Annotated in this window: 11 protein-coding genes; 10 read left to right on the top strand and 1 reads right to left on the bottom strand. The window is 60.1% G+C overall.

Annotated elements, in window-relative coordinates; all coding sequences use genetic code 11:
• The first annotated feature begins 334 nt into the window (after positions 1 to 334).
• Together ACQ4N7_RS02545 and ACQ4N7_RS02540 are read left to right on the top strand one after the other, a co-directional pair.
• A complete protein-coding gene (locus ACQ4N7_RS02545; protein WP_430710046.1) occupies positions 335 to 628 on the top strand; it encodes a type II toxin-antitoxin system RelE/ParE family toxin in 294 nt (97 codons plus the stop codon).
• Between the two features lie 13 nt (positions 629 to 641).
• Entirely contained in the window at positions 642 to 947 is a 306-nt protein-coding gene (locus ACQ4N7_RS02540) for a HigA family addiction module antitoxin (RefSeq protein ID WP_430710045.1), read from the top strand.
• A 76-nt stretch (positions 948 to 1023) separates the two neighbouring features.
• Here the strand turns inward: ACQ4N7_RS02540 and ACQ4N7_RS02535 are convergent, their stop codons facing one another.
• Positions 1024 to 3828, bottom strand: coding sequence for a cation-translocating P-type ATPase (locus tag ACQ4N7_RS02535; RefSeq protein ID WP_430710044.1), 2805 nt, complete (start codon positions 3826 to 3828; stop codon positions 1024 to 1026).
• Between the two features lie 82 nt (positions 3829 to 3910).
• On the opposite strand from ACQ4N7_RS02535, the gene ACQ4N7_RS02530 reads away from it, so the two are divergent.
• From ACQ4N7_RS02530 to ACQ4N7_RS02495, 8 genes are all read left to right on the top strand, one after another.
• A complete protein-coding gene (locus ACQ4N7_RS02530) occupies positions 3911 to 4759 on the top strand; it encodes a DUF3153 domain-containing protein (protein ID WP_430710043.1) in 849 nt (282 codons plus the stop codon).
• 150 nt (positions 4760 to 4909) lie between these two features.
• Positions 4910 to 5269 carry a lipopolysaccharide assembly protein LapA domain-containing protein gene (locus ACQ4N7_RS02525; RefSeq protein ID WP_430710042.1) on the top strand — a complete coding sequence of 120 codons (360 nt, stop codon included), beginning with the start codon at positions 4910 to 4912 and terminating at the stop codon, positions 5267 to 5269.
• A 141-nt stretch (positions 5270 to 5410) separates the two neighbouring features.
• Positions 5411 to 5683, top strand: a complete 273-nt coding sequence (locus ACQ4N7_RS02520) for a hypothetical protein (RefSeq protein ID WP_430710041.1) — start codon at positions 5411 to 5413, stop codon at positions 5681 to 5683.
• A 96-nt stretch (positions 5684 to 5779) separates the two neighbouring features.
• Complete coding sequence (locus tag ACQ4N7_RS02515; protein ID WP_430710040.1) at positions 5780 to 6646, top strand: segregation/condensation protein A; 867 nt, start codon at positions 5780 to 5782, stop codon at positions 6644 to 6646.
• Positions 6647 to 6922: 276 nt separating this feature from the next.
• The gene (locus tag ACQ4N7_RS02510) at positions 6923 to 8089 is read left to right on the top strand and encodes a sugar phosphate nucleotidyltransferase (RefSeq protein WP_430710039.1); all 1167 of its coding nucleotides are present in this window, start codon (positions 6923 to 6925) and stop codon (positions 8087 to 8089) included.
• Positions 8090 to 8393: 304 nt separating this feature from the next.
• Positions 8394 to 9581, top strand: a complete 1188-nt coding sequence (locus ACQ4N7_RS02505; protein WP_430710038.1) for a BMP family ABC transporter substrate-binding protein — start codon at positions 8394 to 8396, stop codon at positions 9579 to 9581.
• Between the two features lie 9 nt (positions 9582 to 9590).
• A complete protein-coding gene (locus ACQ4N7_RS02500; protein ID WP_430710037.1) occupies positions 9591 to 10697 on the top strand; it encodes an ABC transporter permease in 1107 nt (368 codons plus the stop codon).
• 154 nt (positions 10698 to 10851) lie between these two features.
• The gene (locus tag ACQ4N7_RS02495; protein ID WP_430710036.1) at positions 10852 to 11799 is read left to right on the top strand and encodes an ABC transporter permease; all 948 of its coding nucleotides are present in this window, start codon (positions 10852 to 10854) and stop codon (positions 11797 to 11799) included.
• Positions 11800 to 11878: the final 79 nt, after the last annotated feature.

Below are 11878 nucleotides of genomic sequence, written 5' to 3'. Positions count from 1 at the left end.
ACCGGGTCACCGCTTGCGCGATACCGCGCTTTAAGCTCGTCGGCTGAAAAATGAGGTTCGAGATGGAGGGGTCTAGGCATTCCCTAATCCTACACCATTTCAGGGGTAGCCAAGTCGGATTTAGTATAAGCTATAGCCAGAGTCACCTGAATTAGGACACCCATAAAGCCTGAAAACGTTCAAACGTTTGAACGTTCGTCTGGCAGGCGTTTTAACCTGATTGGTTACAGCCATATCTGGCAATAGTCGACCACACAGTGATTTTTGTTCTGTCCCAGGTAGCGTTGCTGCTCATACCTAACTGCTATGCTGATGCCAACCCATTCTTTTAGGGATGATTCACTCCTTTCGCAATCAAGGAACTGAGGATGTCTTTAACGGCAAACGTTCTAAGATCGCGCGGACTGTTTGTCCTCAGGAACTCTGGAACCGAGCCAACCGAAAACTTGACCAGCTTGATGCAGCGGTCAGCTTAGATGACTTGAGAGTTCCACCAGGCAATCGATTAGAGGTGCTTAAAGGCGATCGAGCGGGACAATACAGTATTCGAATTAATGACCAATACCGAATCTGCTTCGGCTGGACGGATCAAGGAGCAGCAGAGGTTGAGATCGTAGACTATCACTAAGACCAATTGCACCATGAGAATCCCAACTCACCGTCCCCCTACCCATCCAGGGGAAATGCTGTTAGAAGAATTCTTAGTCCCCATGGGATTGAGCCAGCAAGCCCTGGCCGAATCAATTGACGTCCCCACCGCAAAAATTGAGGCTGTTGTTAGCGGCCAACAGGGAGTGAGCCCTGGTTTTGCGTTGCGGCTAGCAAAGTTCTTCAGCATGTCTGCGGATTTTTGGCTGAATCTGCAACTTCGTTGGGATCTCTACCAGGCCCAGCAGGAAGAAGCAGAGGCTTTAGAGCAAATACACCCCTACCAGGCAGCCTCCTAGGCTAGCTCCTAGCATTAAGGAGCCGATCGGAGCGTAGCGCTGGCTGTGGCCAGGCTGAGTCAGCCACCGACTGACCTCAATCTCTCACCACTTTACCTCTAAGGCGGCGGTAGATTTTTTCGAACTCTACCCAGACAAATAGCAGAGTGCTGAAGCCGAAGCAGATCAGCAGTTCAAAGGGGCTGAGCAGGTGGGTGCCGAAGAAATTGCGCAGCGGCTCGACGTAGATCAGCATTAGCTGGAGCACGCAGGTCAGAATCACCGCCGCCAGCACAAAGGGGTTTGACCAGGGCGACATTTCTACGGTCAGGCGGGTGCTGGAGCGCACGGCGATCGCGTGGCCCATCTGGGCCAGACAGAGAGTGGTAAACACCATCGTCTTCCAGCGATCGGGGTCGCCGCCCTGCTGCGACCAGTGGTAGGCCCACACCATCATCGTCACCGAAATTATCGCAAATACGATACCGATACGCAGCATGTAGGCCCCCAGCCCGCGCGCAAAAATGCCCTCTTGCGGGTCATGGGGCGATCGCTCCATCACATCGGGTTCAGCCGGTTCTACCGCCAGGGCCAGGGCCGGAAAGCCATCGGTAACTAGGTTCATCCACAAAATTTGTAACGGCGTCAGGGGCACATCCAGAATCGGCAAAATCAGCGGCGACAGGGCAATGGTGAGCAGCTCGCCAATGTTAGAGCCGAGGATGTACTTCACAAAGCGGCGAATGTTGGTGTAGACCACCCGGCCCTCTTCGGTGGCGGCAACGATAGTGGCAAAGTTGTCGTCGAGCAGCACCATGTCGCTGGCCTCTTTGCTGACGTCGGTGCCGGTAATGCCCATAGCAATGCCAATTTCAGCCTGCTTGAGGGCCGGGGCATCGTTGACGCCGTCGCCGGTCATAGCCACGATCTGGTGGTCTTTTTGCAGGGCTTTGACAATGCGCAGCTTGTGCTCGGGCGATACCCGGGCGTAGATATTGACTTCCTTCACTGCTGCTTCCAGCTCGGCCTGAGACATCTTCTCCAGTTCGGCTCCGCTGAGCGATTGAGCCCCGCGGTCGGCAATGCCCAGGTCCTGGGCGATCGCCATCGCGGTGAGCTGGTGGTCGCCGGTAATCATCATCGGGCGAATGCCCGCGCTGCGGCAGCGCTCTACCGCCACGCGCACCTCCGGTCGCAGGGCGTCGATCATGCCGACTAAACCGAGCCACACCAGGTCTTGCTCGGCCCGATCGGCATCACCTTCGGCGGGTACTGCCTCCAGGGGACGGTAGGCAAAGCCCAGCACCCGCAGCCCCTGGGCGGCCATAGCAGCATTGTCGGCTAGAATCTGCGATCGCGCCTCCTGGTCTAGCGGCACCCGCTCTGCCCCCCTCAGGTGGCTGGTGCAGCACTCCAGCAGCATCTCCGGCGACCCCTTGGCCAGCATCAGGTAGGGAGCCCGAACCACGTCCCCAGGCGGGGTGAGGTCAGACCTCAACGCCTCGACACCGCTGAGCACCACGCTCATGCGCTTGCGCTCTGAGGAAAACGGAAACTCCACCTCCCGCCTCAGTTCGTGGCCCAGGCGGTGACGATCTAAACCGCTTTTGGCCGCCATCACCACCAGCGCCCCCTCGGTGGGGTCGCCCATGATCGCCCAGTCGCCCGCTTCCTTTTGCAGCACCGAGTCGTTGCACAGCAGGCCATCCAGCAGCAGTAGCCCGATATCGGGGCTCTGGCGGGGGTTAATTGACTGGCCCTGGCTCAAAAAATCGCCCTCGGGGGCATAGCCCTCGCCAGTGATTTGCAGCGTCTCGCTCAGGGTGCGCACCTGCTGCACCACCATTTTGTTTTGAGTCAGGGTGCCGGTTTTGTCAGAGCAAATGGTGGTGACAGAGCCCAGGGTTTCGACCGCGGGCAGGCGGCGAATCAGGGCGTGGCGGCGCACCATGCGCTGGGTGCCGATCGCTAGCGTCACGGTAATTACCGCCGGCAGTCCCTCGGGCACTACCGCCACGGCCATACTCAGGGCTACCTCCAGCAGGCGCTCAAAGGCCTCCCAGCCCGCAAAGATGACGCCGCCAACCACGACAATGGCCACCAGCGTCAGCGATCCGGTGACCAGCACGTTGCCCAACTGAGTCATGCGCTGCTGTAGCGGAGTGGGCTCGGTTTCGACCCCCTGCAGCATGGCGGCAATGCGGCCCAACTCGGTTTTCATGCCGGTGTTGGTAATCAGCACGCGGCCCCGCCCCTGCACTACCTCGGTGCCCTGAAAGACCAGGTTTTTGCGCTCGGCCAGAGCGGTCTCGGCCGCCAGGGTGTGGTGAGCCTGTTTGTTGACGCCCTGGGCTTCGCCGGTCAGGGCCGACTCGCGCAGCTGCAGGTTGACGGCCTCCAGCAGGCGACCGTCGGCGGCCACCTGATCGCCCGCCTCCAGCAGCATGATATCGCCGGGCACCAGGTCCTGGGAGGGCACCTCCTGCAAACGGCCATCGCGCTGCACCCGCACGCTAGGCGATGCCATTTGCTTCAGGGCGGCCAGGGCTTTCTCAGCCCGGCTTTCCTGCAGGTAGCCCAGCACGCCGTTGAGAATGACGATCGCAAAAATCGCGATCGCATCCTTGGGAAACTCTTGATTTCTAAACGACAGCACCCCCGACACCACCGCCACGGCGATCAGCATCAGCAGCATAATATTGGTGAACTGGTCGAGCAGAATTTGCCAGGCCGGGCGACCGCCGGTGTCTTCTAGCTCGTTGGGGCCGTACTGGCTGCGGCGCTCAACCACCGCCTGGGCACTGAGGCCCGTGTCGGCACGGCTGTCGAGCTGGCTCAGGGCCGCGTCGATGCCAACCGTATGCCAGGCGGTCGTCGTGGGGGCGGGGGAAAGGTCAGTCATGCAACGCTACCGGCTACCGTTGAATTCACGCTCTAATGGTATAGCCTTGGTCGAAGCTACGGTAACAGGCAGGGGTAGGATTTTGGCCCAGATCATTGCAATACAACGGTTAAAGGCCCTCAGGTCGATCGGATCTGGTAAACGCCTGGTCTGGCGTCTGGCGCTGCTGCTCTGGCTACCGCTGCTGCTCAGCGGCTGTCTGCGCTACGACCTTACCCTGCGCTTTGACCACCACACCCACGGCCAAATTGTGCAGACCATCGACCTGAGCGATCGCGCCACCGCCCTGGCCCAACCCACCCTGGAGCCCTGGCTGGAGGAGCTAAAGGAGCGATCGCGCCCCCTCGGTGGCCAGCTCAGCCAGAGCCCGCAGACCGTCACGCTCACCGTACCCTTTAGCACCGCCCGCGATCTGGGCGATCGCTTTCAGCAGCTGTTCGCGGCGGCACCCGAGGTCGCTCAGCCCGAGGGCAAACAGGCTGAAGCCCTTGACGTCAGCGACAATCTTGCCCGCCCAACTGGCTCCACCTATCTACAGCTGCCCGGCTGGGGGCCAGTGCCCTTTGAGCTAGACCTGGAGCAAACCAGCTGGGTTTTCGTCAGCCGCACCCACCTCACCTACGCTCTCGATCTGCGCGATCTGCCTGCCAATGAGGAGGATGCGGCTACTGCCGCCTGGGCCGATCTGCGCTTTCGCCTGCAGGTGCCCTGGGGGCTGGCCCAGCTGGCCACCGCCACCCCGCCGCTGAGCCAGGATGCCACCGGGGCCGTCTGGCAGCTTCAACCCGGCCAAACGACCCGCATCGATGCCGTATTTTGGCTGCCCAACGCGATCGCCCTCGGCACGCTGGGCATCGCCGCGCTGGTGCTGGGCGGCTACGGCCTGCGCTACCGAGTGTTTAAACCCGCAAAAACCTTTGGCCAAAGTTAAAGTCTGCCTGGTTAAATAACCTTATCTAAGTCCATCCATAGAACCCTACCGATTTCGACCGGTGGGCAACCCCTGGCGGGAAACCATAGATTCTGAGCTGGACTTAGGGCTAACCTAGCAATTTAGACCAAGCGTTTTGAGGCCAGAGCCATGCGGCAGATAAATTTCGTCGTTATTTTTGTAATTGCCCTAGCCCTGGTGCTATTCGGCATTGAGAACACCGAGCCCGTCATTATTCACCTTGCCCCCGGCATGGATATCGAAGCGCCGCTGTGCGTAGAGCTGATTATGGCGATGGGCGTTGGGGCAGTATTTGCCTGGGTGTTTAGCGTCTGGGCTCAGGTGCAGGGCTACATGTCCTTTGGCAAGCAGGTGCAGCAGCGCGAAATTCGCATTCAGGAGCTAGAGCAGGATGTGCAGCGCTACCAGGTCAAGCTTGAGGAACAGAGCCTGCTGCTGCCCGCCGCCAAAGTCGAGGAGAGCGATAGCGAGGAAGCGTTTGCCCAATAGGGCGGCTGTCGGTTGATAGGATCCTTCGGTAATAGTTCGTTAAGATAAGGGCCAGCGCTGGAGTTTTGGTTGGCCCTATCGTTGGTTATGCCGACCGTTTTCTCTAGAAATGGTATAACCAGCCACCTTGAGGAAACCTGTATGGCTTCTAACGATACGTCTAACCACCCCGACAGGTCTATCGAGGCCAATCCATCCTCAGGCAGTGGAGTAATTCAGCGATTTGTGGGCGGTGCTGCGATCGCTACGTTTTTGAGCATTATTTTAATGTCCTATGGGGTACCCATAGACTGGAGCTGGACGCAGATGGGCACCGTAGCCGGTCTGGCTCTGATGTTTGGGTTACTGTCGGCGGTTTGGGGACAACGGTTTATCGATGCAGCCATGCAGGCTTTAAACAATTTGGGACTTTAACCTCGGCTGGAATTCTCAAGGCTCATCGACTAGGGTCCTCAACCCGTTTCTCCAAAATCTTTGTGGTTCGGCAGCGACTCTGCCCCTTGACCATTTATGTCGTCATCCCTGGCTCAAACCGCGATCGCGTTTCTCATCGACCTGGCTGACCAGGGCGAAATCGACCCGTGGGATGTCAAGGTGATCGACGTCATCGATCGCTTTTTGTCGCTGCTCAAGGCCCAGGCCGAAACCCTGGCCAGCCAGGGCCGCACCCCCTACGAGGCCAACCTCTCCGAGTCGGGCCAGGGCTTTCTCTACGCCTCTATGCTGGTGCTGCTCAAGGCCGACACCATGGTGCGGGCCGAAGCCGAGGCCGAGGCCGAAGCCAACCCCGAAGAGGTCTGGGAGGAGGAGCTGCCCGAGCTGGTGCCCCTGCCCCGCAACCTGGAGCGCCACCTGCACCGCCGGGCCGTTGCCCCCACCCCGCAGCGGCGACAGGTCACCCTGCAAGAGCTAATTCAGCAGCTCGAAACCATGGCCACGGTCATGGCCGACCACACCCCGCGCCTGCGGGCGCGGCGGGCCAGGCCCCAGCCCCAGCGCCAGGCGGTGCGCGCGATCGCCCAGCTGGCCCACCAGGAAAACCTCTCCGAAATTGCCGCCGCCCTCGAAGCCTTTCTCGACCAGTACTGGGATGAGTTTGGCGAAGACCTGCTGTGGATCGACTTTGAGCTGTTGCTGCAGCAGTGGCCCCACTTCAAGCCCGCCGACCTCGAAGACGCCCACGACTTCGACACCCCCCACGCCGCTGAGGTACACGAGAAGGTAGGAGTGTTTTGGGGACTGCTATTTCTCTCGGCCCAGTCCAAGGTAGAACTCAACCAGGACACCTTCTATGCCGATTTGCGGGTCAGAAACCTCAACCGCGCCCCTCTGACGGCTGAAGACACCGAACTACCGACCTTTATTCTGCCGGACTGAGGTTTAGGCGCTCTGGGGAGCGCAGGCGATCGCTACCGTTTCAGTGTGAGGAGGGCTATTTTAAAGAAAGTGTAAGAACTCCTTGAAGGCCCGCTAGCTGAGCCATGCCCTGACTGGGGGCGCTGTTAGCATGGCCAAGTGCAATGGCTAAAGACCGGCTAGGGAAAACCTCCCGCTCTGATTTCGGCTTTTTTAGGTCGAGAGGGTCGTTTACAGCCCCAAAAACCTGCTCTGCGGCAGATCTATACCCCAATACATATTAAGGATTCTATTTGTATGAAAGCCATGATCTTGGCTGCCGGCAAAGGCACCCGCGTTCGGCCCATCACCTACACCATTCCCAAACCCATGATTCCGATCATGCAGAAGCCGGTGATGGAGTTTTTGCTCGAACTGCTGCGTCAGCACGGCTTCGACCAGATCATGGTGAATGTGAGCCACCTGGCCAACGAAATTGAGGGCTATTTTCGCGACGGGCAGCGTTTTGGGGTTGAGCTGGCTTACTCCTTTGAGGGCCGCATTGAAGAAAATGGCGAGCTGGTGGGCGACGCCATTGGCTCCGCTGGGGGAATGCGCAAAATTCAGGACTTTTCGCCCTTTTTTGACGACACCTTTGTGGTGCTCTGCGGCGACGCCCTGATCGATCTCGACCTCACCGAGGCCGTGCGCCGCCACCGCGAAAAAGGCTCGATCGCCACCATCATTACCAAAACCGTGCCCCTCAAGCAGGTGCCCAGCTACGGGGTAGTGGTCACCGACAGCGAAGGGCGGGTGAAATCGTTCCAGGAAAAACCGGCGGTAGAAGAGGCGCTTAGCACCGAGATCAACACCGGCATCTACATTTTTGAGCCGGAGGTGTTCGACTACATTCCCTCGGGGGTGTCGTTTGATATTGGCGGCGACCTGCTGCCCAAGCTGGTGGCCAACAACGCCCCCTTCTACGGCATTCCGATGGAGTTTGAGTGGGTCGATATCGGCAAGGTGCCCGACTACTGGCGCGCCATTCAGGATGTGCTCACGGGCGTGGTCAACCTGGTTGACATTCCTGGCGAAGAGATTCGCCCTGGCGTTTACGTCGGGCTGAACGTCAAGGCCAACTGGGATAAAGTCAACATCGAAGGCCCGGTCTACATCGGCGGCATGACCCACATTGAGGACGGGGCGACCATTATTGGCCCCAGCGCCATTGGCAACAACTGCGCCATTTGCAGCGGCGCGATTGTCGACAAGAGCGTGATCTTTGAATATTCGCGAATTGGCCCCGGCGTGCGCCTGGTCGACAAGCTGGTGTTTGGCCGCTACTGCGTCGACAAAACCGGAGCCTCGATCGATATGAAGGCCGCCGCCCTCGACTGGCTAATTACCGACACTCGTCAGCAGTTTCCGCTGGTGCCGCCGGTCGAGCACCGGGCGATCGCCGAACTGCTGGAGCAGCACATCTAGCTCTAGCCGCTGACCCTAACCCAAAGATTTTCTTAAATTGATGGTGTCGTGGCCCCGGAGTTTAGCGGCTCTGGGGCTTTGCGTTTGACAATCTATACCCGCAGATAGTGGCGAAGAACACGGCAGACAGTTGTTTCTGATACAACTACTTCAGGGCCTTTTGCCAATTCTTAGAGGGTAACCTAAACACCAGGGACAGCCTCGGGCTCGCTGGGCCAATCTGAAGACCTGTTTATCTGGCTCCAGGCGACCGTTCTGACGCTATTCTGCCACTGTATTTACAAGAATTTGAGAGTTATACACAATGAGCGATCGCAACCGTTCTTTTCGCCTATCGCGGCGGCAGGTGATGCGGGGGCTGCTGGCCACCTCTGCCTTTGGGCTCACCGCTAAGTTTGGCACCGGCTGTGCTCAGTCGCCGGGCACGGGCGGCGCGGCGGCTGACGGCGCGGCAGAAGAAATGGTAGTGGGCTTTATCTACGTCGGCCCCAAAGACGACTTTGGCTACAACCAGGCCCACGCTGAGGGGGCCGCAGCCATGGCCGCCAACGTGCCCGGCATTCGCCTGGTCGAAGAGGCCAGCGTGCCCGAAACCACCGCCGTGGCCGAGACCATGCGCAGCATGATCGAAATCGACGGAGCCAAGGTGCTGTTTCCCACCTCCTTTGGCTATTTTGACCCCCACATTTTGGCCCTGGCCGAAGAATTTCCCGAGGTGCAGTTTTTCCATGCCGGGGGCCTCTACCAGGAAGGCGTACACCCCAAAAATGTCGGCAGCTACTTTGGCTACATTGACGAGGCCCAGTACGTGGCCGGGGTAGTAGCCGCGCAAATGAGCCCCTCAGGCAAGCTGGGCTTTGTGGCGGCCAAACCCATCCCGCAGCTGCTGCGCAACGTCAACAGCTTTACCCTGGGAGCCCGCTCAGTCAACCCCGCCGCCACTACCCAGGTGATCTTTACCGGCGAATGGGCAGAACCGGTGAAAGAGGCCGAGGCCACCAACAGCATGGCCGACCAGGGTATTGAGGTGATTACCTGCCACGTTGACAGCCCCAAGGTGGTGATCGAAACCGCCGAGCGGCGCGGGGTGATGACCTCGGGCTACCACGCCAACCAGAGTGCCCTGGCTCCCAAAGGCTACCTGACCGGGGCCGAGTGGGACTGGTCGAGCATTTACACTCAGCTGGGCCAAGAATTTGTGGCGGGCAAGACTCTGATGACGGGGGGTATTCCCCACATTCTGCGGGGCGGGCTGGCCGATAACTTCTGCAAACTGTCGCCCTACGGCCCCGCCGTCAGCGATGAGGCCAAGGCCGCTGGCGATCAGGCGCTGGCCGCCATTAAGGCCGGAGAGTTGGTGATCTATCAGGGGCCGCTGAAGACCAATACTGGCACAGAAATTATCCCCGCCAGCGAGGAGCTAAAGACCGACAACGTCGAGCTAGAGAAAATGGACTATTTTGTTGAGGGCGTAATCGGGTCCATTAGCTAGGCAGTAGCGATGCAGTTGACGGCAATCTGGCGGCGATTTACGCAGCGCCCCCTGCGGGCAGGGCTAGAATCGGTAGTTCTACCCGTAGGGGCAGTGCTGGCGTCCCTGGTGATTTTTGGGGTGTTTTGTGCTCTGGCGGGAGCCAACCCGCTGGCGGTGTATGGCTCGATCTATCGGGCCGCCTTTGGCAGCTGGAGCGCCTGGCAAAACACCCTGATTCGCGCTTCGCCGCTGATGCTGACGGCCCTGTGTACGGCTCTGCCCGCTCGCCTGGGTCTGGTCATTATCGGCAACGAAGGAGCGCTGGTAGTGGGTGGCCTGGCGGCGGTGAGCGTCGGGCTGGGGCTGGGCGGCTCTCTGCCCGGTAGTCTGGTGCTGCTGGCGATGGCGCTGGGCAGCCTGGTGGCCGGGGGCCTGTGGATTATGGCAGCGGGGGCGCTGCGCCACTACCGGGGGGTCAACGAGACGATTAGCAGCCTGCTGCTGAACTACATTGCGATCGCCCTCCTGAACCACCTGGTGCAGGGGCCTATGCGCGATCCGGCCTTTGTCAGCAAGCCCTCCAGCTTTGAGATTGCCCCCGCTGCCTGGCTGGGCACCCTGCCCGCCACTCGGGTGCACTGGGGGCTGATCTACGGCCTGGTGGCCTCGGTGCTGGCCTACGTGCTGATTCAGCGCACCACCTTTGGCTTTGCCGCCCGCACCGCCGGGGGCAACGTGCGGGCCGCCCGCATTGCCGGGCTGCCGGTGGGCAAGCTGACGCTGGCGGTGTGCTTTCTGGCGGGCTCTTGCGCCGGGCTGGCGGGCATGGTCGAGGTGGCCGCCGTGCAAAAGCGGCTGAACGAATCGATCGTGTCGAACTACGGCTACGCGGGCATTTTGGTGGCCTTTGTGGCCCGCCACAACCCCCTGGCTACGGTGCTGGTGTCGGTGCTGCTGGGCGGCATTTTGGCGGCGGGGGGCATTTTGCAGCGATCGCACAATCTGCCCGATGCCACGGTACTGGTGTTCCAGGGCATCGTCTTTCTCTGCGTGCTCTATAGCGAATCGCTCTACGGTCGCTTTGGGGTGTTTCAGGAGCGCGTGGTCGAGAGTGAGGGAGCGGTTGTGGCCTGATGGGGGAGTGAGTGGATGAGTGGATGAGTGGATGGATGGGTGGTAGACGCGGAGCGGCTTCCCGGAGTCCTGTAGGGTGGGCACCGCCCACCAGCATAAAATCAGTGTTTTGGGATAGGCGTTTGGCCTTGGAGTAGCGAGATAAGGAGACAGGATGGCGACGGAAGCGCTGGGCTGGTGGGGCGTGCCCCTGGGCATTTTGGCCGGTACCCTACGGGGCAGCGTCCCCTTTTTGCTGGTCAGCCTGGGCGAATGCCTGACGGAGAAAAGCGGCAAAATTAACCTCGGCCTGGAGGGCACTCTGCTGTTTGGGGCCATGAGCGCCTACGCCATTTCTTATCTCAGCTCGGGCATCGTTGGCCCTGCCCTGGCTCCCTGGCTGGGGGTGCTGGCGGCGGGGGTGGCAGGCATGGTGCTGGGGGCTATCCACGGCTGGCTGTCGCAGCAGCCCAGGGTCAACGATGTGGCGGTGGGCATCGCCATGATCATCTTTGGCGGCGGCCTGGCCAATTTCTTTGGCAAGCCTTTCATTCAGCCCCAGGCCCCTCAGCTGCCGACGCTGCCAGCGGGGAGCTGGAGCAGTCTGCCCCAGGTGCAGTCGGCACTGCAGATTAGCCCGCTGTTTTTGCTGGGGGTCGCGATCGTGCCCCTGATGAGCTGGTTCTTTAAGTCGACTCGCTGGGGGCTTTACGTGCGGGCGGTGGGTGACAGCCCCGATGCGGCCTTGGCCATGGGCATTTCAATTTTTTGGGTGCGGATGGCCAGCATTGTGGCGGGCAGCTTTTTGGCGGGCATTGGCGGGGCCAGTCTGTCGCTGTTCTACCCCGGCGTGTGGACCGAGCGCATCTCCAGCGGTCAGGGGTTGATGGCGGTGGCGCTGGTGATTTTTGCCCGCTGGCAGCCCTGGCAGTGCCTGTGGGCCTCGCTGCTGTTTGGCGGTGCCCAGGCGCTGGGGCCAGCGTTTCAGTCGGTGGGCATCGACTCGTACTATTACCTGTTCAACGCCGCGCCGTACATTCTCACGCTGGTGATTATGATCATTACCTGTTCGCCTAAGAGAACCCTGGCAGGTGCGCCGGGGGCTCTGGGTAAAGATCAGTGAGGCGGCACCACAAAACCAGGGCTGTGATCAATTAGCCTTTGAAGGCACCAGAATCAACGGGTACAGCCCTTAGCCTGTT

The sequence above is a fragment of the Nodosilinea sp. AN01ver1 genome, from assembly GCF_050565655.1.
GTDB lineage: Bacteria > Cyanobacteriota > Cyanobacteriia > Phormidesmidales > Phormidesmidaceae > Nodosilinea.
The sequence above is the reverse complement of the archived record's forward strand: the minus strand, read 5'-3'. Positions and strand labels throughout refer to the sequence as shown.